Source organism: Embleya sp. NPDC001921 (assembly GCF_053594475.1).
Map to the genome: position 1 here is coordinate 108,200 of NZ_JBSFEO010000039.1, position 20,864 is coordinate 129,063.

General features: G+C 72.9%; 19 protein-coding genes. 13 read left to right on the forward strand and 6 right to left on the reverse strand.

Going from position 1 to position 20,864, the window contains the following annotated elements; translation table 11 throughout:
- The first annotated feature begins 131 nt into the window (after nucleotides 1-131).
- The 3 genes from ACWCPW_RS36520 to ACWCPW_RS36530 all read left to right on the forward strand — a co-directional run bounded on the left by ACWCPW_RS36520 (nucleotide 132) and on the right by ACWCPW_RS36530 (nucleotide 2,419).
- Nucleotides 132-968, forward strand: coding sequence for an ABC transporter ATP-binding protein (locus ACWCPW_RS36520; protein WP_449765863.1), 837 nt, complete (start codon nucleotides 132-134; stop codon nucleotides 966-968).
- An 83-nt stretch (nucleotides 969-1,051) separates the two neighbouring features.
- Entirely contained in the window at nucleotides 1,052-1,960 is a 909-nt protein-coding gene (locus ACWCPW_RS36525) for an FKBP-type peptidyl-prolyl cis-trans isomerase (protein ID WP_449765864.1), read from the forward strand.
- An 81-nt stretch (nucleotides 1,961-2,041) separates the two neighbouring features.
- Complete coding sequence (locus ACWCPW_RS36530) at nucleotides 2,042-2,419, forward strand: FKBP-type peptidyl-prolyl cis-trans isomerase (protein ID WP_449765865.1); 378 nt, start codon at nucleotides 2,042-2,044, stop codon at nucleotides 2,417-2,419.
- Here the strand turns inward: ACWCPW_RS36530 and ACWCPW_RS36535 are convergent.
- Nucleotides 2,416-3,582 (reverse strand): DUF3866 family protein, encoded by a 1,167-nt coding sequence (locus ACWCPW_RS36535; protein WP_449765866.1) that lies wholly within the window; start codon nucleotides 3,580-3,582, stop codon nucleotides 2,416-2,418. The genes ACWCPW_RS36530 and ACWCPW_RS36535 overlap by 4 nt on opposite strands.
- A 127-nt stretch (nucleotides 3,583-3,709) precedes the next feature.
- On the opposite strand from ACWCPW_RS36535, the gene ACWCPW_RS36540 reads away from it, so the two are divergent.
- The 9 genes from ACWCPW_RS36540 (at nucleotide 3,710) to ACWCPW_RS36580 (ending at nucleotide 13,136) form a co-directional block, all read left to right on the forward strand.
- A complete protein-coding gene (locus ACWCPW_RS36540) occupies nucleotides 3,710-4,693 on the forward strand; it encodes a helix-turn-helix transcriptional regulator (protein WP_449765867.1) in 984 nt (327 codons plus the stop codon).
- Complete coding sequence (locus ACWCPW_RS36545) at nucleotides 4,690-5,664, forward strand: helix-turn-helix transcriptional regulator (RefSeq protein ID WP_395873025.1); 975 nt, start codon at nucleotides 4,690-4,692, stop codon at nucleotides 5,662-5,664. Before ACWCPW_RS36540 ends, ACWCPW_RS36545 begins: the two co-directional genes overlap by 4 nt.
- 112 nt (nucleotides 5,665-5,776) lie before the next feature.
- Nucleotides 5,777-5,980: a hypothetical protein gene (locus tag ACWCPW_RS36550; RefSeq protein WP_449765868.1), complete on the forward strand. Its 204-nt coding sequence runs from the start codon at nucleotides 5,777-5,779 to the stop codon at nucleotides 5,978-5,980.
- 45 nt (nucleotides 5,981-6,025) lie between these two features.
- The gene (locus tag ACWCPW_RS36555; protein ID WP_449765869.1) at nucleotides 6,026-6,253 is read left to right on the forward strand and encodes a hypothetical protein; all 228 of its coding nucleotides are present in this window, start codon (nucleotides 6,026-6,028) and stop codon (nucleotides 6,251-6,253) included.
- A 132-nt stretch (nucleotides 6,254-6,385) separates the two neighbouring features.
- Nucleotides 6,386-6,667 carry a Sec-independent protein translocase subunit TatA gene (gene tatA / locus ACWCPW_RS36560; protein ID WP_449765882.1) on the forward strand — a complete coding sequence of 94 codons (282 nt, stop codon included), beginning with the start codon at nucleotides 6,386-6,388 and terminating at the stop codon, nucleotides 6,665-6,667.
- Nucleotides 6,668-6,703: 36 nt separating this feature from the next.
- Complete coding sequence (gene tatC, locus ACWCPW_RS36565) at nucleotides 6,704-7,654, forward strand: twin-arginine translocase subunit TatC (RefSeq protein WP_449765870.1); 951 nt, start codon at nucleotides 6,704-6,706, stop codon at nucleotides 7,652-7,654.
- Nucleotides 7,655-7,680: 26 nt separating this feature from the next.
- Complete coding sequence (locus ACWCPW_RS36570; RefSeq protein ID WP_449765871.1) at nucleotides 7,681-8,568, forward strand: YegS/Rv2252/BmrU family lipid kinase; 888 nt, start codon at nucleotides 7,681-7,683, stop codon at nucleotides 8,566-8,568.
- A gap of 208 nt (nucleotides 8,569-8,776) precedes the next feature.
- Nucleotides 8,777-11,548: a DEAD/DEAH box helicase gene (locus tag ACWCPW_RS36575; RefSeq protein WP_449765872.1), complete on the forward strand. Its 2,772-nt coding sequence runs from the start codon at nucleotides 8,777-8,779 to the stop codon at nucleotides 11,546-11,548.
- Nucleotides 11,549-11,702: 154 nt separating this feature from the next.
- The gene (locus tag ACWCPW_RS36580) at nucleotides 11,703-13,136 is read left to right on the forward strand and encodes an amidase (protein ID WP_449765873.1); all 1,434 of its coding nucleotides are present in this window, start codon (nucleotides 11,703-11,705) and stop codon (nucleotides 13,134-13,136) included.
- 38 nt (nucleotides 13,137-13,174) lie between these two features.
- On the opposite strand, the gene ACWCPW_RS36585 is transcribed toward ACWCPW_RS36580, so the two are convergent.
- The 5 genes from ACWCPW_RS36585 to ACWCPW_RS36605 form a co-directional block, all read right to left on the reverse strand.
- On the reverse strand, nucleotides 13,175-14,932 hold the full coding sequence (locus ACWCPW_RS36585; RefSeq protein ID WP_449765874.1) for an RNA polymerase sigma factor: 1,758 nt from the start codon (nucleotides 14,930-14,932) through the stop codon (nucleotides 13,175-13,177).
- A 242-nt stretch (nucleotides 14,933-15,174) separates the two neighbouring features.
- Nucleotides 15,175-15,903, reverse strand: coding sequence for a hypothetical protein (locus ACWCPW_RS36590; protein ID WP_449765875.1), 729 nt, complete (start codon nucleotides 15,901-15,903; stop codon nucleotides 15,175-15,177).
- 151 nt (nucleotides 15,904-16,054) lie between these two features.
- Nucleotides 16,055-16,996, reverse strand: coding sequence for a 5'-3' exonuclease (locus ACWCPW_RS36595; RefSeq protein ID WP_449765876.1), 942 nt, complete (start codon nucleotides 16,994-16,996; stop codon nucleotides 16,055-16,057).
- A gap of 40 nt (nucleotides 16,997-17,036) precedes the next feature.
- Complete coding sequence (locus tag ACWCPW_RS36600; RefSeq protein ID WP_020552020.1) at nucleotides 17,037-17,411, reverse strand: STAS domain-containing protein; 375 nt, start codon at nucleotides 17,409-17,411, stop codon at nucleotides 17,037-17,039.
- Between the two features lie 219 nt (nucleotides 17,412-17,630).
- Nucleotides 17,631-18,881, reverse strand: coding sequence for an amino acid deaminase/aldolase (locus tag ACWCPW_RS36605; protein WP_449765877.1), 1,251 nt, complete (start codon nucleotides 18,879-18,881; stop codon nucleotides 17,631-17,633).
- 100 nt (nucleotides 18,882-18,981) lie between these two features.
- Between ACWCPW_RS36605 and ACWCPW_RS36610 the strand changes: the two genes are divergently transcribed.
- Entirely contained in the window at nucleotides 18,982-20,499 is a 1,518-nt protein-coding gene (locus ACWCPW_RS36610; RefSeq protein ID WP_449765878.1) for a carboxyl transferase domain-containing protein, read from the forward strand.
- The last annotated feature ends 365 nt before the right edge of the window (nucleotides 20,500-20,864 follow it).

Sequence of the window (20,864 nt, forward strand, 5' to 3'; positions counted from 1 at the left end):
CGCCGCGTGGTGATCACCGACGGTGATCGAGGGCCGGCGGTCTCGACCCGCGCCGGCCGGCATGTGAGACGAAGCCGTCGCCCGCCCCCTCCCGAAGCCGGGAGCGGGCGGGCGACTGGCATGCTTGCTCGATGGTCGATACACCTACTTGGGACATCGCTCCACCGGTCTTCGAGCTCGACGCGGTGGATGTGTGGGCGCACGGGCCCGGCGGGCGCACGGACATGCTCGTCGGCGTGGACTGGACGGTCCGCGAGGGTGAGCGCTGGGCGCTGCTCGGACACAACGGCGCGGGCAAGAGCACGATCCTGGCCCTGGCCGGCGCGCTGCGCTTCCCCGGCAACGGCACGGTGACCGTGCTGGGCAGGCAGCTCGGCCGGGTGGACGTGCGCGAGGTGCGCGCGCAGGTGGGCGCGGTCAACGCGGCACTGCGCATTCCCGAGTACCTGAAGGTGACCGACTACGTGCTCACCGGGGCGACCGGCACGGTGCAGCCGCTGTACGGCAGGTACGGGCCGGCCGAGCGGGCCCGGGCCGCCGAGCTGATCGCGCTGCTGGGCCTCGAGCGGTTGGCGGACCGGGAGATCGCGGTGTGCTCGCAGGGCGAGCGCGGCCGGGCCCGAATCGCCCGGGCGCTGATGCCCGACCCGCGGCTGCTGCTCCTGGACGAGCCGGCCAACGCGCTGGACCTGCCCAGTCGCGAGGAACTGCTGGAGGCGATCGACTCGCTGACCCGCGAGCTGCCGCGGCTGACCCTGGTGATCGTCACCCACCACCTGGAGGAACTGCCCAGCTCGGTGACGCACGCGCTGCTGCTGCGCCGGGGTGCGACGGTCGCGGCGGGGCCGGCGCACGAGGTGATGACCGACGCCAACCTGAGCGAGTGCTTCGGCATCCCGCTGTCGGTGCGTGCCGAGGACGGGCGCTGGGCCGCCCGGCTCAAGCGGCCCGGCCGCGAGGTGGCCTGAACAGGGTTGTCGTCTTCACGTCGTCCTCACATCCGAACCCCATAGAGTGTCCCGGTCCTTGTCCATCTCAGCAGAGGAACATCGTGCGCCGTCTCGCTGCGCTCCTTCTGGTCCCCGCACTGGCCTTCACCGCGGTCGCGTGTGGCGATGACGACGGAGGAAAAACCGTTACACCGATCGTGACCGGAGCCTTCGGGCAGAAGCCGGACATCAAGATCCCCAAGGGGAAGTCCGGCGACAAGACGACGTCCAAGATCCTCATCGAGGGCACCGGTGACGTGATCAAGAAGGACGACTACGTCGTCGCGGACACCGTCGGCAAGAACTGGGACGGCACGGACGCGGGCAACTCGTACGACACCAAGACTCCCGAGGTCTTCCAGGCGGGCAGCCAGGAGCTCCTGAAGGAGATCGGGCAGGGGATAATCGGCAAGAAGACCGGGACCCGGATGCTCGTGGTGGTGCCGGCCAAGGTCACCCAGGAAAAGCAGGCCGTCGTGCTGATGCTGGACCTGAAGTCGACCAAGACGATCGACCCCAAGGCCGAGGCCAAGGGCGCCGCGGTGACCCCGCCGGCCGGCCTCCCGGTGGCCAAGGTCGAGTCCGGCAAGGCCGCGGAGGTCACCATCCCGCCGGGCACGGCCGCGCCGACCAAGCTGACCGTCCAGCCGCTGATCGAGGGCACCGGCCCGGTGGTCCAAAAGGGTCAGACGCTGGTCGCGCAGTACACCGGCGCGCTGTTCGACAAGGGCACCAAGTTCGACTCGTCGTGGGACCACGGCGGCGCGACCGCGTTCAAGATCGGCGTCGGCCAGGTCGTGACCGGTTGGGACGAGGGTCTGGTCGGGCAGAAGGTCGGCAGCCGCGTGCTGCTGGTCCTGCCGGCGGACAAGGGGTACGGCGCGGAGGGTTCCGGCGAGAAGATCCCGCCGAACTCGCCGCTGGTGTTCGTCGTGGACATCATCGACGCCCTGGGCGGCACGGCGGCCTGACGGCCCGTCGCGCACCGGATCGGGCGATCCGCCCGATAGGTTGGACCCCGCATTCAGCACTCGAACGGATACGGAAACGCTGTGAAAGAGCTTACGAAGCCCGAGATCGACTTCCCCGAGGGCGGCGTGCCCGCCGAGCTGGAGATCACCGAGATCTGGGAAGGCGACGGCGCGGTGGCCCAGGCGGGCCAGAACGTCAGCGTGCACTACGTCGGCGTGGCCTTCTCCTCCGGCGAGGAGTTCGACGCGTCCTGGAACCGCAACGCCCCGCTCGACTTCCGGCTGGGTATCGGCCAGGTCATCGAGGGCTGGGACAAGGGTGTGCAGGGCATGAAGGTCGGCGGCCGGCGCAAGCTGGTCATCCCGCCGCACCAGGCCTACGGCGACCGCGGCGCGCCCGGCGCGATCGCGCCCGGCGAGACGCTGATCTTCGTGGTCGACCTGATGAAGGTCGGCTAGTCGTACGACGCACCCGGCCCCGGTTCGCGCGAGCAGCGCGGGCCGGGGCCCGCGTTCGTTCCGAGGCCCTGGTGCGGGCCTTGGGCCGGGAGTTCGGCCGCGAATCGGCCGGCCGCGGCGGCGGCCAGGAAGTAGGCGTGGTCGGCGTCCAGGCCCCGGCCCATCGTGGACAGCCGGGCCGGTGTGGCGCGCAGCGCCGCGTCCAGGCCGTCGACCGGCACCGTGTGCACGTCGTGCCCGGCGCGCAGCGGCTCGACGTCCGCCGCGACCCGGCTCGCCAGCGGCTCGGGCAGGGTCGGCACGATCACGTCGGCCCGGGCCAGCGCGACCCGGCCGTACGCGGTCAGGCAGTGGTGCGAGACGCCGCGATGGCGCTCGCGCCCGTCCGCGTCGGAGATCCGCAGCGAGGCCACGGGTCGGCCGCCGAGCGCGGCGATCGCGTTGATCGCCTCGCCCGCCGCGACCCCGGAGAAGCCCCACGGCGTGCCCGTGCCCAGGTTGCCCGGCCCCTGCGCGACGATCGCCAGATCCGCGCCCTGGACGTGCCGGGCCGCGAGCAGACCCGTGTGCAGGGTGACCGCCTCCAGGTCGCCGCCGAGTGCCTGGCCCACCGTCACGGTGCCCGCCAGCCAGTCGTGTTCGCGCAGTGTGTCGACGGTCATCGAGAACCACAGCGGCAGTGTGCCGCCGTCGGTCATCACGTACACCACACGCGCGTGCGGGCGCGCGAGGCGGATCCCGGCGCAGATCGCGGGCAGCGCCGAGTGCAGGTCGGCGACCAGTACCGGCATGCCCTCCAGCGAGTCCGCGTCGCGCAGCGTCGCGTGGTGCGGCGAGTCCTGCTCGTCCACGCCGAGCACGACCGCCTGCATGGGGGTGTAGCGCGCCTTGACCACGTGCCCGGGGCCCGGCGGCGGATCCGGCGGCAGCCGATCGGGCAGCGCCACCACCAGCGCGTAGCCGCCGGTGCCCAGGCCCATGTCCTGCGCGGTGGTGTTGAGCAGCACCGTGTCGCCGACCTGCGGCGTGCCGGTCAGGTGCGGGTAGGCGATCGCGCGCAGTTCGCGCGCGGGGGCCGGTTCCGGTACGGCCGCGGTCAGTTCGACCGCTCCGCGCCAGGCCCGTCGGATCGCCGTCACTTCGCCGCGTCGCCAGGTGATCACGGTCCGGGAGCCTAACGCCGGCCGGTGTCGCCGGGCGAACCGGAGGGCCGGATTGCCGGGCGGGACCAACCGACGCGCCGAACGCGGTACGGTCGGGGCTGCGCCTTGTGGGAGGGACTGGGATCTGATGGCGATTCCGAAGCAGGAGCGGTTGGTGAGCCTGGTGATGTGTCTGCTCGCCGCCCGTCGCTACGTCACGAAGGAAGAGCTGCGGCAGTCGATCGAGTCGTATCGGCTGTGCACGTCCGACGAGGCCTTCGACCGCATGTTCGAGCGGGACAAGGACGACGTACGCGAACTCGGCTTCATCGTCGAGACGGGGGCCAACGACCCGCTGATCGAGTCCGCCGACGGCTACCGGATCCGCCCCGAGAAGAACGCGCTGCCGCCGGTGGAGCTGGACCCCGAGGAGGCCGCCGCGCTCGCGCTGGCCGCCGGCGCCTGGCAGCAGTCCGCGCTGGCCGGGGCCGCGACCGGCGCGCTGTACAAGCTCAAGGCCGCCGGTGTGGAGATCGACTCGGCCCCGCTGACCAGCGTCGAGCCCCGGGTGACCGCGCGCGAGCCGGCCTTCGGGCCGCTGCTGGACGCGCTGCGCACCCGCCGCCCGATCCAGTTCGCCTACCGCCGCTCCGGTGCCGCCGAGGCCACGCCGCGAGTGGTGGAGCCGTGGGGGATGAGCTGTTGGCGCGGCCGGTGGTACCTGGTGGGCTTCTCCCGGGACCGGGAGGAACAGCGGGTGTTCCGGCTCGACCGGATCGCCGACAAGCCCAAGCCGAAGCCGCTCAAGGAGCAGTTCCGGGCCGCGGTGCCGGAGAAGGTGGACGTGCGCGGCCAGGTCGCGCGCTTCGCCGGCGAGGGCGGCGAGGGCATCGCCCGGATCCGGGTTCGCACCGGCGCCGGGTTCCCGCTGCGCGCCCGGGCGAGTGCGGTGGTGCCGGCGGGCGAGGGCTGGGACGAGTTGGAACTGATTCACGGACACGGACTGCACCACTGGCTCGCCGAGTTCGGCCCCGACGTGGTCGTGCTGGAGCCGCCCCATCTGCGCGAGGCCGTGGTCGCGCAACTGCGCGAGGCCGCCGGTGAGGCGACGGGACAGGTGAAGGTCGGATGAGCAACGCGATCGACGACACCCGGCGGCTGTTGTCGCTGGTGGCCTACCTGCGCGAGCGCCCCGGCACGCATCTGGACGACGTCGCGCGGGCGTTCGGCCTGCCGGTCGCGCAGGTCGAGGCGGACCTGGGCACGCTGCACATGTGCGGGACCAGCTTCATGGCCGACGATCTGCTCGAGCCGCACGTCGACTTCGAGGGCCGGGTCTTCCTGGACAACGCCGACGCGCCGGTGCGCCCGGTGCGGCTCGCGCCGCACGAGGCGCTGGCCCTGCTGGTGGCGCTGCGCGCGCTGGCGGGCCTGTCCGGGCTGCGCGAGCGGGACAAGGTCGCGCTGGGTCGGGTGACCGCCAAGCTGGAGGACGCGGCCGGCGAGGCCGCGCGCGCCGCCGAGGGGGTGACCGTGGAGTTCGAGGGCGACGACGCCGCCCAGGAGTCCGCGTTCGCCACGATGGACCGCGCGGTGAGCGAGCGGCGCCGGCTGCGGCTGCGCTACTACGTGCCGCGCCGGGACGAGATCACCGAGCGGGAGGTGGACCCGATCCGGCTGGTGCTGGTCGACGGGCACACCTACCTGGTGGCGTGGTGTCGGCAGGCCGAGGGTCGCCGGTTGTTCCGGCTGGACCGGGTCGCCGAGGCGGTGTTGTTGGACGAGGCGTCCGAGCCGCAGCCGGTGGAGCCGCTGGACCTGGCGGACGGCTTCGCGCCCACCGCCGCGGACGGCATCGAGGTGGTGCTCGAACTCGGGCCCGGCGGACGCTGGGTCACCGAGTACTACCGCTACGACAAGGTCGAGGAGCTGGCCGACGGCGGCCTGCGGTTGACCCTGCGCACGCCCGACCCGGCCGGGATCCGGCGGCTCGCGCTGCGCCTGGGCGGGCACGGCAGGGTGATCTCTCCGCCGGAGCTGGTGGACGATGTACGACGGACCGCCTCGGCCGCGCTCGCGGCCTACGCGGACCAGGCCGGCTGATTCGCCGCGACCGGGGGCGATTGTCCAAAAACGGCACATCGCCCGGTCGCGGCCCAGCGGCACTCCCGGTACCACCGACGACAACCTTCCCGAGATTGCGAGGAGGCCCACGGTGTCGACGTTCACGGCGCGCTGCCCGGTTTGCGGACGCGTCGAGCTGACGGCGGATCAGCTACGGCTGGTGCTCCGACCGAACAAGTCCTTCTACCTGTTCCGCTGCCCCACCTGCGCCGACTCGGTGCGCCGGCCGGCCGGTGAGCGGATCGTCGAACTGCTCACCGACGGCGGGGTGCCGTCGATGCAGGTCGCGCGCTGAGCGGCGGAGCGCGGCGGCGGGAGCGGGGGCTGTTAGGGTCGCCGCATGTTGCCGTGGGTCCTCGTCTTCATCGTGCTCGTCCTCGCCGGACTCGGCGTCATCGGCTGGTTCGCCTGGCGATTGTTCGGTGACGTGCGTCACCTCGGGGCGACCGTCGCGGACGCCTCCGCGCGACTGTCCGAGGCCGCCGCCGAACTGGACGCGGCCGGTGGCCCGACGGTACGGCGCGGCGCCGTACCGCATCCTCGCGCCGCGGCTTCTCACCGACAGTGATCCGCACACGTGACCCCTGGGGGTTACGTCCGGTGCAGTTGTTCGCCACCATTGCGTTGCACAGGTGTAAGACGCACCGGCGTACGATCGAACCCGTAACCCCCCGGCCCCGGCAATGAGGTACTGACAATGCTGTTTGGCAAGCTCGGTTGGCCCGAGATCATCCTGATCCTGGTTGTGGTCGTGCTGTTGTTCGGCGCCAAGCGTCTGCCGGACACGGCGCGTGCGCTGGGCCGTTCGCTGCGCATCCTCAAGAGCGAGACCAAGGCGATGAAGGACGACGGGGCGACCGAGGCCCCCGCGCCCGACAAGACCGCCAAGACCACCGAGACGCCGCCGCGCACCATCCAGGCGGCTCCGGGCGACGTGAGCGAGGCACGGCCGGTCGGCGAGCCCGACCACAACCGTCGCTGATATCCGCCACGCGCCTTTTAGGAGTCGGCCCTCAAGGTGCTTGACAAGGCAGGGCGCGGACGAAAGTCCGGCCCGAAAGAGAAGAAGATCAAGGACGCCGAGGGGCGCATGCCCCTCATGGAGCACTTGCGCGAACTGCGCAATCGGCTCGTCAAGGCGCTCCTGGCCATCATTGTCGTGACCATCGTCGCCGCGTTCTTCTACGAGGACATCGGCGCCTTCCTGGTCGACCCCGTCTGCGACCTCAAGAACGTCAAGGGCACCGGCGTCACCAAGTGCGGCCAGGGTGTCCTGGTGCAGCAGGGCGTGCTCTCGCCGTTCTCGATGGCCCTGAAGATCTCGCTGGCCACCGGCATCATCGCGGCCTCACCGATCTGGCTCTACCAGATGTGGGCCTTCCTGGCGCCGGGGCTGCACAAGAACGAGAAGAAGTACTCGCTGGCCTTCGTCGGCGTGGGTGTGCCGCTGTTCCTGGGCGGCGCCTACTTCTCGTACTGGATCCTGCCGCACGCCCTCCAGGTGCTCCTGGACTTCACCCTCACCGATGCCAGCAACCAGATCCAGCTCGACGACTACCTCAACTTCGTCATCCGCATGGTCGTGGTGTTCGGCATCGCGTGCGAGCTGCCGCTCGTGCTGATCATGCTGAACTTCGGCGGGGTCGTCACCGCGAAGCAGCTCGCGGGCTGGTGGCGCTGGGTGGTGATGGGCATCTTCGTCTTCGGCGCGGTGGCGACCCCCACCACCGACCCGCTGACGATGATCCTGCTGTCGATCCCGATCACGGTGCTGTACGGGATCGCGCTGATCGTGGCCTGGTTCAACGACCGCCGGCGCGGCAAACGGCACGCGGAAGTGTTCGGCGCCGACCTCGACGACGACGAGGCGTCGGTCCTGGACACCTCGGTGCGCCCGGTCGAGCGGCCGAGCACCGTCGCGGACGAGCCGCAGGCCGGTCTCTCGACCAGGGTGGACGACATCACCTGAGGTCCGGTGGGCTAATCTCGCGCCTTGTGTCTCGGGAGATAGCGGTATTCGTCAACCCCACCGCGGGTCGTGGTCGGGGCCTCAAGGCCGCGTCGCTCGCGGCCGATCTGCTCCGTGACCGGGGGCTGACACCGCATCAGGTGTCCGCTCCCGGTGCCGCGGAGGGCGTCGCCCGGCTGCGCGCGGTGGTCCGCGGCGGGGTGGCGGCCGTGGTCGCGGTAGGCGGTGACGGCACGGTCGCGGCCGCGTTGCAGGCAGTGGCGGGCACGAGCACGCCGCTGGGCGTGGTGCCGATCGGTTCGGGCAACGACTTCGCCCGGGCGCTGGACCTGCCGCTGGGCGACGTGGCCGGCGCGGCGCGGGTGGTGGCCGATCTGCACACGCGGCCGGTGGACCTGGGGCGGGCGGGGGAGCGCTGGTTCGGCACGATCCTGTGCACCGGATTCGACTCGCGGGTCAACGAGCGCGCGAACCGGATGACCTGGGCCCGCGGGCGGACCCGCTACAACGCCGCGTTGGTGGCCGAGCTGGGCGCGCTCGAGCCGATCGCCTACGAGCTGGAGCTGGACGGCAAACCCGTCGACGTCGAGGCCACACTGATAGCGGTGGGCAACGGTCGCTCCTACGGCGGCGGCATGCGGATGTGCCCGGACGCCGACCTCGACGACGGCCTGTTCGACGTCACGGTGGTGGCCGGCTGCGGGCGGGCCGAGCTGCTGCGGGTGTTCCCCAAGGTCTACGGCGGCGGGCACGTGAGCCACCCGCTGGTCACCGTGCACCGCGCCGCGACCGTGTCGCTGAGCGCGCGCGGACTCAGCGGGTGGGCCGACGGCGAACGGCTGGGCGCGCTGCCGCTGACCGCGGACTGCGTGCCGGCGGCGGTTCGGGTCCTGGTGCCCGCGCCGCGCCACTGAGCCGCGGGGCTCGGCCGGCCGCCTGCCGGGATCGGGCCGCGCCGAGTTCGCGCCGTCCGCCGGGAGCGAGTCGCCTTTCGAGGTCGAGCCGCCTTTCGGGATCGGGGTGCCTCCAAGGATCGAGCCGCCTTTCAAGATCGAGCTGCCTTTCAAGATCGAAAAAAGGTGATCACAGCCGTCGGTCCCGGCCGGTAGTCTGCTTGACGAGATGCCTCTCGATCCCGCACGCGGCACGGACCGCGACACCCAGATGTCCCCCGCCGAGCGCTACGCGGCCTCCCGCCGCCGAGCCGCCGACGAACGGACGAGCCTGCACGCCTTCCGCGAGCAGTACCCCTTCGGCCTCGATCCCTTCCAGGTCGAGGCCTGTCGCGCGCTGGAAAGCGGCAAGGGTGTGCTGGTCGCGGCGCCCACCGGCTCGGGCAAGACGGTGGTCGGCGAGTTCGCCGTGCACCTCGCGCTCGAACAGGGCCGCAAGTGCTTCTACACGACGCCGATCAAGGCGCTGTCGAACCAGAAGTTCGCCGACTTCCAAAAGCTCTACGGCGCGGCGAACGTGGGCCTGCTCACCGGGGACAACTCGGTCAACAGCGACGCCCCGGTGATCGTGATGACCACCGAGGTGCTGCGGAACATGCTCTACGCGTCCTCGAACGCGTTGAACGGCCTGGGCTACGTCGTGATGGACGAGGTGCACTACCTCTCCGACCGCTTCCGCGGCGCGGTGTGGGAGGAGGTGATCATCCACCTCTCCGAATCGGTCACGCTGGTCTCGCTCTCGGCGACCGTCAGCAACGCCGAGGAGTTCGGCGACTGGCTGGGCACCGTGCGCGGCGACACCGCCGTGGTGGTCTCCGAGCACCGCCCGGTGCCGCTGTGGCAGCACGTGATCGCGGGCAACCGCACCTACGACCTGTTCACCGACGAGAACCACACCGAGGTCAACCCCGAGCTGATCCGGCTGGGCCGGATGGAGAGCGAGCGGGCGGGCCGACCGCAGGACCGCTACCGGCGCAATCGCGGCCAGGAGACCCGGCCGATGCGCAGCCGGATCTGGACGCCCAGCCGCGCGGAGGTGATCGACCGGCTCGACGCCGAGGGCCTGCTGCCCGCGATCACCTTCATCTTCAGCCGCAAGGGTTGCGAGGCGGCCGTGCAGCAGTGCCTGCACGCGGGCCTGCGGCTCAACGGCGAGGCGGAGCGGGCCGAGGTGCGCGCGATCGTGGAGGCGCGCACGACCGGGATCCCGGACGAGGACCGGCACGTGCTGGGCTACCACTCGTGGCTGGAGGCGCTCCAGCGCGGCATCGCCGCGCACCACGCGGGCATGTTGCCGACCTTCAAGGAGGTCGTCGAGGAACTGTTCGTCAAGGGCCTGGTCAAGGCGGTGTTCGCGACCGAGACGCTGGCGCTGGGGATCAACATGCCGGCCCGCTCGGTGGTGCTGGAGAAGCTGGTCAAGTGGAACGGCGAGACGCACGCCGATCTGACCGCCGGCGAGTACACCCAGCTCACCGGACGCGCCGGGCGCCGCGGCATCGATATCGAGGGCCACGCGGTGGTGCTGTGGCACCAGGGCTTCGACGCGGGCCACCTGGCCGGGCTGGCGGGCACCCGCACCTATCCGCTGCGGTCCTCCTTCAAGCCGTCCTACAACATGGCGGTCAACCTGGTCGGCCAGGTCGGCCGGCACCGCTCGCGCGAGCTCCTGGAGACCTCGTTCGCGCAGTTCCAGGCGGACCGCTCGGTGGTCGGGTTGACCCGCCAGGTGCAGCGCAACGAGGAGGGGCTGGCCGGCTACCACGAGGCGATGACCTGCCATCTGGGCGACTTCGCCGAGTACGGGCGGCTGCGCCGCGCGCTCAAGGACCGCGAGACGGAACTGGCCCGCGAGGGCGTCTCGCAGCGCCGGGCCGCGGCCGCCGCGTCGTTGGAGAAGCTCAAGCCCGGCGACATCATCGTGGTGCCCACCGGCAAGTACGCGGGCCTCGCGGTGGTCCTGGACCCGGGCACCGACCAGGGGCCGGAGGGGCCGCGCCCGTTCGTGCTCACCTCGGACCGGCAGGCCCGCCGACTGGCCGGGATCGACTTCCCCGTGCCGGTCACCGCGCTCGACCGGCTGCGCATTCCGCGTTCGTTCAACGCGCGCAACCCGCAGTCGCGCCGCGACCTGGCGTCCTCGCTGCGCACCAAGGCCGGCCACGTGGACCAGCCGCGGGCCCGCAAGCAGCGCTCGCCGGCGGCCGACGATCCCGAGCTCGCCCGGCTGCGGCAGGCGATCCGGCAGCACCCGTGCCACGGGTGCGACGACCGCGAGGAGCACGCGCGCTGGGCGGAGCGCTACCACCGGCTGCTGCGCGACACCCAGGTGATCGAGAGCCGGATGAAGGGCCGTACGCACACCATCGCGCGCACCTTCGACCGGGTCTGCGCGATGCTCACCGACCTGGACTACCTCAAGGGCGACACGGTCACCGACGACGGGCGCCGGCTCGCGCGGATCTACGCCGAGTTGGACCTGCTCACCGCCGAGTGCCTGCGCGAGGGCCTGTGGGAGGAGTTGACGCCGGCGGAGCTGGCCGCGTGCGCGTCCGCGCTGGTGTACGAGTCGCGGCAGCCGGACGACGCGATGGCGCCCAAGCTGCCGGGCGGCGCGGCGCATGCCGCGTTGGCCGACATGGTGCGGCTGTGGGGGCACCTGGACGCGCTGGAGGGACAACACCACCTCGACTTCCTGCGCGAGCCGGACCTGGGCTTCGCCTGGACCGCGTACTCGTGGGCGTCGGGGCTGAGCCTGGACGCGGTGCTCGGCGAGGCCGACCTGCCGGCCGGCGACTTCGTCCGCTGGATCAAGCAACTGGTCGACGTGCTCGGCCAGATCGCCGCCGCCGCCCCGGACGACAGCAAGGTCGGCGGGACGGCGCGCAAGGCGATCGAGGGGCTGCGCCGCGGCGTGGTCTCGTATTCGTCGGTGGGGTGAGCGGGCGGCGCGGCGATCCGCGGTATCGGCCGGCCGGCCGGTCCGCGTCGCCGCGCGCCGGTTTTTGCCGATCCGCCGACGGGGCGAATCGCGTGGGCACACGGTCGCGTACGGTGCGTGGCGGACGTGTTTCACCAGCGCAGGAGGTCGTGCCGTGCGGATCGACGAGTATCAGTCCTATGACGCCACCGGGCTCGCGGGCCTGATCGCCCGCGGTGAGGTGACCGCGGACGAGGTGCTCGACGTCACCTTCGCGGCGATCAAGGAGCGCGAGCCGGCCCTGGGCGCGGTGGTCGCGTTGTGCGAGGAGCAGGCCCGGGGCGAGGTCGGCGGGTTGTTGCCCGGTGTGCTCGCGGGTGTGCCGTACCTGATCAAGGACCTCGAGTGCGATGTGGCCGGGATGGCCACGAGCAACGGGTCGCGGTTGTTCGCGGGCAGCGTCGCGGCGCGCGACAGCACGCTGGTGACCCGGCTGCGGGCCGCGGGTGTGCTGATCGTGGGCAAGACGAACACCCCGGAGTTCGGTCTGGGCACCACCACCGAGTCCGCCCTGTTCGGTCCCGCGCACAACCCCTGGCATCGCGAGCGCAGTGCGGGCGGCTCCAGCGGCGGTTCGGCGGCGGCGGTCGCGGCGGGCATGGTCCCGGTCGCGCACGCCACCGACGGCGGCGGTTCGATTCGGATCCCGGCCGCGTGTTGTGGGGTGTTCGGGCTCAAGCCGAGCCGGGGCCGGGTCACCCCGGGCCCCGATCACGGCGAGTCGTGGGCGGGTCTGTCGGTGGCGCACGCGGTCACCCGTACGGTCCGCGACAGCGCGACGCTGCTCGACATCACCGGTACGCCGGAGCCGGGCGATCCGTACCACGCGCCGCCGCCGGTGCGGCCGTACGCCGCCGAAGTGGGCGCGGACCCGGGGCGGTTGCGGATCGGCTTGATCCTGACGCCGGTGGACACCGGTGTGGTGGTGGACCCGGAGTGTGTGCGGGCCGCGGAGGAGGCCGCGGCGCTGTGCGTCGCGCTGGGCCACGACGTGGAGCCGGTGACCTGGCCGGACACGCTGAGCCGGCCGGGCGAGGTGATCGCGCCGATCAGCGCCGCGCACATCGCGCGCATGGTGGATCTGCGGCTGGCCGAGTTGGGTCGCGAGCTCAAAGCCGGCGATCTGGACGGGGCGACCCGACTGATCGTGGACAAGGGCCGCTCGTTGCCGCTGGCGCGCTATCTGGCCGCGATCGACACGATGCACACGATCGGGCGGGCGGTGACCCGGCTGACCGGGCGCCTGGACGTGCTGCTGACCCCGACGATGGCGGTGGTGCCGCCGCTGCTGGGCGAGTTGGATCCCAACCGCGATCCGATGGCGGCGCTGACCGGGATGCGCGGGATGGCCGCGTTCACCAGCTTGTTCAACGTCACCGGGCAGCCGGCCATGTCGGTGCCGCTGGGGCGCACCTCGGACGGCTTGCCGGTGGGCGTGCAGTTCGCCGGCCGCTACGGCGACGAGGCGACGCTGTTCCGGCTCGCGGGGCAGTTGGAGGCGGCGGCCCCGTGGGCGGGCACCGCGGGTGCGGTGGGCTCGGTGGCTTAGGGCGGGTGGGGCGGGTCGGGCCCGGGCGGGCCGGCCGGTCAGCGCCGGCACAGGGTGTAGTGCGACCCGTTCTTTCCCTTGATCTCGGCGCATTTCGCGGTCGATCCCGGTGGCATCAGCGGCGCGGCCAGTGCGCTGGGCACGGTGATCGTCGGGTTTTCGCACCACTTGCCGTCGCCGTTGTCGCACTTGAAGCCGACCTTGTCGTCGTCGGCGCGGAACTGCTTGTCGTCGGCGATCAGGGTCGGCCCGGACCGGGTCGGCTTGACCCGGGTCGGGGCGGGCTTGGTCGGCGGGTACCTGGTGGGTTCGGGGCGGGTCGACGGGGCGGTCGGGGGTGGCGGGGTCGGCGCGGGTGCCTCGACCTCCGGCTTGGGTGGCGAGGGCTGCGGGGGGTGGGTCTCGGTGGTGGGCGCCGGCGGGGGCGGCGGGGCGGGGGCGGAGGCGGCGACCGGTGGGGCCGGGTGTTTCGGCTTGGGTTTGTCGGTGTCCACCAGGGCGAACGCGGCGACCGCGACGGCCACCACCACGCCGCCCGCGATCAACGACGAGCGGCCGGCGGTCTGCCCGGCCTGCCCGGCGCTCTTGGCGGCGGCGGCGCCGGCACCCGCGCCGGCCGCCGCGCCGCCGGCCGCCGCGGCGCCCGCGGCGACCCCGCTCGCGACGCCGCCCGCGCCGGTGGCGCCGACCGCCAGGCCCATTCCGCCGGCCACCGCCGTGGCCGCGGCGGCGGTGCCCGCGGCCACGGCGGTGCCGCTGAGGAAGATCGGCGCGGTGATGCCGATCAGTGCCAGCGCGATCGGCCCGTACCGGTCGCGCACGTCGACCATCTCGGCGTAGGTCTCGTTGCACCGGCTGCACTTCTTCAGGTGCGCGTCGATGCTCTCGCGGCGCTTCTCGGAGTCCATCCGGTTGCGGATGTGCCGGCCGTAGTGCCGGGTGAACTTCTTGCAGTTCTCGTCCTTGACGCCGCCGGTGGCGAACGCCACGAAGTAGTTGTCGCGCAGTTCCTGGCGGGCCCGCTCCAGGATCTTGCGGACGTTGTCCGGGTTCTCGCCGACCAGCGGGGCGACCTGGACGGCCTGTTCGCCCTCGATGTCCACGTGCCACAGCACCATGCGGGACCGCTCGGGGAGGTCCTGGAAGGCCTGGAGCGCGAGCCGCGCGTCGTCGGCCTTCACCACGCGGTCCTGGTTCTCCCAGGCGGACTCGAAGACGGTGAAGTCCTCGGTGAGCCATTCGCGGCGGTCGCTCTTGGTCCAGTCGCCGGCGACGTGGCGCACGGTGGTGAGCAGGTAGGCCCGGAACGCCTCCTTCGGCCCCTGGCCCGAGCGCAGTGCCTGGAGCGTGCGGGCGAACGCCTCGGCGCACAGGTCGTCGGCGGCTTCGGGGGTGCGGGTGCAGGTGCGGGCGAAGCGGCGGATCGAGCCCACGTGCCGTTGGTAGAGCAGGCCGTAGGCGTCGCCGTCGCCGGAGCGCACCAGGTCGGCGAGTTCGCCGTCCGGGGGGCCGTCGAACACCGGCGGTCGGCCGGCGTCGGCGTCCGCCGGGGGGCCGACGCGATCGCCGCCCGGTTGGGTCGCGAGGGGGTGGGTCGCTGCGGTGTCGGGCGACCAGGGCTGGGCCGATTGGGTTGCGGCCGGCTCGGTCCCGAGGTCGCCGTCGTACACCCGAGGGTGATGCACGCCGCGCTGGCCGGGGACGAACGGGGGACGCGCGCCGGAGCCGGTGGCCTCGGCGGCGCCGTTCCCGTCGCCGATGGGGTCCGGGGTCGCCGCGTCGTCCTCGCGTGCCACCGATTGCCCCCTTGATCCCGTGCCGTACCCGATCGTCCGGACAGCATCGTGACCATCCGGCCTCGGTCTGTCCAGAAGCGATGGGGCTCTTCAAGGCACCCGGAGTGCGCTCCGGCGCGGGTGGTGCGGCGCAGGCGTGGGAGCAGGTCGCCCGCGCCCGTGCCGATCGAGGGGCCGCAGCGGGGGTGACGCTGCGTCATTCGGGTGACGAACGAACGTACGAAGGGGTGGTTCATGGCGCGCTACCGACCCGTCGCGCCCGGCGCGGTGGCCAGACGCACGCTCGAACGAGGGATGCGCGGGGCGCCGCCGGGGACTCCGCCGGGGCCGTCCAGCGGGTCCACGGGTGCGCGGCACAACCGGTCCAGGCGGTCCGGCAGTTCCGGGTCGTCGCCGTCGAGCAGGGCCATCAGTCGCCCGGGCGGCACCGCGTAGGCGAGGTCGCCGAGGGCGCGTTCCAGGTGCCGGGCGGTGAGCAGCAGGTGCCGCAGGTGGCCCCACAGCAGCGATTCGGGCACGTCCAGGCGCACGACCACGATCCGCACGTGCTCGCCGGCGGCGGCGCGTTGGGCCAGCCGCTGCTGGAGCAGCGCGGCGGAGGGAAGTTCGGTGATCGGGTCGGTGCCGGGGGGCAGGGTGCCGGGCGGGTTGGCCCGGGCTCGGGTGCTCAGGTAGGCCTGCACCAGCGGGCCGGGCGCGCTGTGCGCGAGGCCGCACAGGAACAGCGCGTCCAGTTCGGCCAGCGCCACGTCCAGCGGGATTTCGGCGGCGGCCCGGTCCCGGGCCAGGGCCAGGCAGGCGGAGTGCGCGTGGCCGTTGCGGACGAAGGCGTCCAGGCATTGCTCGACGGCGTCGCTGTGCCAGGCGACCCGGGTGGGCCAGCCGGCGCGGAAGGTCACGCGCTGCCACTCGCCTCGGAGCCAGTCGCGGTCGGGTTGGGCTGTAATCGGGGTGTCACACTCGGTACGCATGCCTGGGGAGACACGCCTTCACGCCGAACGTGACAGATTCCGTGCAACTTTCCGATGTGACCTGGGTCACATTGCCGATCGTGCGCCCGGCGCGTTCGGGAGCGACCCTTTCGAGTGGCCGGCCACCGTCCTCAGGTGGAGATTACGGGTATCAGCGGCGGGAGGTGAGCACGTCGAGCAACCGATGCACCGGGCCGCTCAGGCCCCAGCGCCGGCGCAGTTCCTCGAGCGCGGCCGGGTCGGCCGGTGCGGTGGGCAGCGGTCGATCCCACCCGGCCGGCGGCGGCAGCGGCACGTCCCGCACCACCCGCACCACGCCCGGCGCCACGTCCAGATACTCGCCCGCCTCCAGGATCCGGGCCCGCCGCGCCGGGGTCAGCTTCGCCGCCGGGTCGGCCGCGGCCGCGCGTACGCCCGCCAGATCGCCGTACTCGGTGATCAACTGCGCCGCGGTCTTGTCCCCGATGCCCTTGACCCCCGGCAGGCCGTCGCTGGCGTCGCCGCGCAGCGTGGCGAAGTCGGCGTAGGCCGACGCGGGCACGCCGTAGCGGGCCAGCACGGCGGCCTCGTCGATCACCTCGTGCGCGGCCACGCCCTTGACCGTGTACAACACCCGGATCGCCCGCGCGTCGTCGACGAGTTGGAACAGGTCCCGGTCGCCGGTGACGATGTCCACCGCGATCTCGGCCCGCTCGGCCAGCGTGCCGATCACGTCGTCCGCCTCGAAGCCGGGCACGCCCACGCGCGGGATGCCCAGCGCGTCCAGCACCTGTTCGATCACCGGAACCTGCGGGGCGAGCGTGTCCGGGATCTCCTCCTCGTCCGGCCCGGCCGCCTCGGCGACCCGGTGCGCCTTGTACGAGGGGATCGCCTCGACCCGGAACTGCGGTCGCCAGTCCGCGTCCATGCACGCCACCAGCCGGGTGGGCCGCCGGTCCTCGACCAGGCGCGTGATGAAGTCGACCAGGCCGCGCACGGCGTTGACCGGCGTGCCGTCGGGAGCCTTGACCGATTCCGGAACGCCGAAGTAGGCGCGGAAGTACAGGGACGCGGTGTCGAGGAGCATCAGACGTTCAGTCACGTGCCCGATCATGCCGCACCGGACCGACGCCGGGCCCGAGCGCGCCCGGACTTCAGTCGGCGAACTCGTCGAGGACTTCCTGCAGGGTGTCCCGCACCCCGAGCACGTCGATCAGGCCGGTCATCCGCAGCGTCGCGCGGACGTTGCGGTCCGGCGCGGCCAGGCGCAGTTCACCGGAGAAGGCGTGCATCGACTTGAACGCGTCTATCAGCACACCCAGTCCGACCGAGTCGCAGAAGTTCAAGCCGGTGGCGTCCACGACCACCCGCCGACAACCGCCGTCGATCAGTTCGATCAGGGTGCGGTGCAGGAGCGGGGCGTTGTGCAGGTCGAGTTCGCCGGCCAGGTGGACGACCGCACAGCCGCGCCAGATCGTCACCCCGGTGACGGGGTGTTCCTGCCCGAGCGTGCCCAAGCGCGCGATCATGGCTGCGACCTTTCACCGGCCGGACGTACCGCCGCGCCGATACGGCGCCGGCAATGGGCATTGTGGGCCATCCGCAGTGGTGCCGGACAGCCCCTCAACGGGTCGTTTTTTGCGCGGTGGGCCGAACGGGTGGGTCTTGTCCGGTTAAGGGCCGGTCGGTCCCCGCCGTCGACTCCGGTCGCGCGCCCTTCACCGGCTCTCGCCGCGCCGGCTCCGCGCTCACAGGAATGTGTGGCCCTCGCCCCGGTAGGTGGGCACCGTGCGCACCACCCGGTCGCCCTCGATCAGGTGCAACGCGTCGAAGCGCTCGCACAGTTCGCCCGCCTTGGCGTGCCGGAACCACACCGAGTCGCCGATCCGCAGATCGTCCGCCGCCGCGCCGCGCAGCGGGGTCTGCACCTCGCCCGCCGCCTCCTGCGGCTGGTACGACAGGCCCTGCGGCAGGTACGGCTGGGGCAGCCGGTCGGCCGCGGGCACTCCCGAGGCCGGGTAGCCGCCGCCGAGCACGCTCACGCAGCCGTGTCCGGGGCGGCGCACCACGGGCAGCGCGAACAGCGCGGCGGGCCGCCCGCGGAACGCGGTGTAGTGGTCGAACAGGCGCGGCTGGAAGAGTCCGGAGCCGGCCGCGACCTCGGTGATCGCGGACTCCGCCGAGGTGCGCTCCACGCTTCCGGTGCCGCCGCCGTTGACGAACTCCAGCGGCGCGACCGCGCGCACCGCGCGCACGATGTCCGCGCGTCGCCGGCTCAGTTCGGCACCGGCCTTCGCCTGCATCGCGCGCAGGATCCGCCCGTAGAGCGCGCGGCCCTCGGGCGCGTCCCCGACGCCGGCGATGTGTGCCTCGTAGGCCATCAGTCCCACCAGCCGGAAACCCGGCCGCCGGGTGACCGCCTCGGCGACCGCGACCACCTGCTCCGGCGTGTGCAGCGGCGAGCGGTGCGCGCCGATGTGCACGCGGCCGCCCAGGAGTTGCCACGAGGTGTCGATGTCCACGCACACCCGCAGCTCGGCCCGGGGCCGCACGTCCGCGATCGCGCGCTCGATCAGGTCGAGCTGGGCCGGATCGTCGATCATGACGGTCACCCGCGCGGCGGCCTCGGCGTCGGCCGCCAGCCGGCGATACGCCGCGCGGTCCGTGGAGGGGTAGGCCACCAGGATGTCGGTGATCCCCTCGCTCGCCAGCCACAGGCCCTCGGGCAGGGTGAACGCCATCACGCCCCGGTAGCCGTCCAGTTCCAGCACCTCGCGCAGCAGCGGCAGGCAGCGCACCGACTTGCTCGCCACCCGCACCGGGGTGCCGGCCGCGCGGCGCACCAGATCCGCCGCGTTGGCCCGGTACGCGGCCAGGTCCACGATGGCGAACGGCGCGTCCAGGTGCGCGGTGGCCTTGTCGTAGCGGGCGCGGTCGGCGCCGACGGTGGGCGACGGGGCGGAAGCGGACACGGGGGGCGCGGCGGTGAGAGGGGCCATTCCCGCAGCCTGCCAGATCGACGTACCGACCGGTAGGACTCGGCGCCGGCGGTGCGGTCACATCCGCCCGACGCCGCCGGCGGTGGGTTAGCTTGATCGCATGAGTCACCCCGAGCGCGTGCGGGCCCTGGATCTGATCGCACGTGTGCTGGATCCGGACTCCTTCACCGCCTGGAACGACCCGCTGCCCCCGCTCGCCGCGCCGGATCCGGCGTACGCGGCCGAGTTGGCGGCGGCCCGCGCGCGCACCGGCCTGGACGAGGCGCTGGTGACGGGGGAGGGCCGGATCCACGGGCGCCGGGTGGCGGTGGCCGCGTGCGAGTTCGACTTCCTGGCCGGCTCGATCGGCGTCGCGGGCGCCGAACGGCTCACCCTCGCGGTGGAGCGCGCCACCGCCGAGGGCCTGCCGCTGGTCGCCTCGCCCACCTCCGGCGGCACCCGCATGCAGGAGGGCACCGTCGCGTTCCTGCAGATGGTCAAGATCTCCGCGGCGGTGGCCGCACACCGCGCGGCGGGCCTGCCGTACCTCGTCTACCTGCGCCACCCCACCACCGGCGGGGTGTTCGCCTCCTGGGGCTCGCTCGGCCACGTCACCGCCGCGCAACCCGGCGCGCTGATCGGCTTCCTGGGCCCGCGCGTGTACGAGGCGCTGCACGAACGCCCGTTCCCCGACGGGGTGCAGGTCGCGGAGAACCTGTACGAGCACGGCCTGATCGACGCGGTGGTGCCGCCGGACGAGCTGCGCCGGGTCGCGATCAAGGTCTTCGACGTCCTCGGCCCGGGCAGCGCGCCGCCCGGGCCGCCGCCCGAGGCCGGTGCCGAACCGCTGCCCGACGTGGCGGCCTGGACCTCGGTGCGGCGCTCGCGCGACCCGCGTCGCCCGGGACTGCGCACGCTGCTGCGGCACGGCGCGCGCTCGGTCACCCCGCTGCGCGGGACCGGCGAGGGGGAGAGCGAACCGGCGCTGCGTCTGGTACTGGCCCGGTTCGGGGTCGGCGCCGGTCCCGGTGCGCCGTGCGTGGTGCTGGGCCAGGACCGCACCCGGCAGAGCGAACACGGCCCGTTCGGTCCGGCCGGGCTGAGGCAGGCCCGGCGGGGCATGCGGCTGGCCGCCGAACTGGGCCTGCCGCTGGTGACCGTGGTGGACACCGCCGGCGCCGCGCTCTCGCGCGAGGCCGAGGAGGGCGGGCTGGCGGGCGAGATCGCCCGCTGCCTGGCCGAGTTGGTGCTACTGCCCGCGCCGACGGTGTGCCTCCTGCTGGGTCAGGGATCCGGCGGCGGCGCGCTCGCGTTGTTGCCCGCGGACCGGGTGATCTGCGCGCGGCACGCGTGGTTGTCGCCGCTGCCGCCGGAGGGCGCGGCGGCGATCCTGTACCGGAGCACCGAGCGGGCCGCCGAGATCGCCGGGCGGCAGGGCATCCGCTCCGCCGATCTGCGCCGCGACGGCATCGTGGACCGCGTGGTGCCCGAGGACCCGGACGCGGCCGAGGAACCCGAGGCGTTCGTGCGTCGGGTCGCGGCCGTGCTTGAGCACGAGCTGAGCACGCTGCGGGTCCTGGACCCGGACGAGCGGCTGGCCGCGCGCATGATCCGCTATCGGCGGCTCGGGCTCTCCTGAGTGATGCGGATGTCACTCGAATGGATGAGTGTGCTGGGAGTCCCGGACGGCAAGTCCCGCCGGTTTCTACGCTGAACCCGGTTCGGGAACCGGACCGGCTACAGCCCGACCCGTCCGAGCACGGGCCAGGACGGGCCGGCTTCGGCCCGGCGCCTCGCCCGGACTCCCGGGACCGTGACGGCTCGATCGCGTCGTCGCGGATCGGGCCCGGTCCGGGTGAGCCGAACCTCGGAAGGGGGGTCGCGGGCCGGCCAGTGGTCGCCGGCCCGCGATGCTCCTTTGTTGGGCGACTTTGTCGCCGGCTCGCGAGGCGCCGCCTTTTTTCTCTCCTCCGCTTCGCTCCTCCGAGAAAAAAGGCGGCGCCT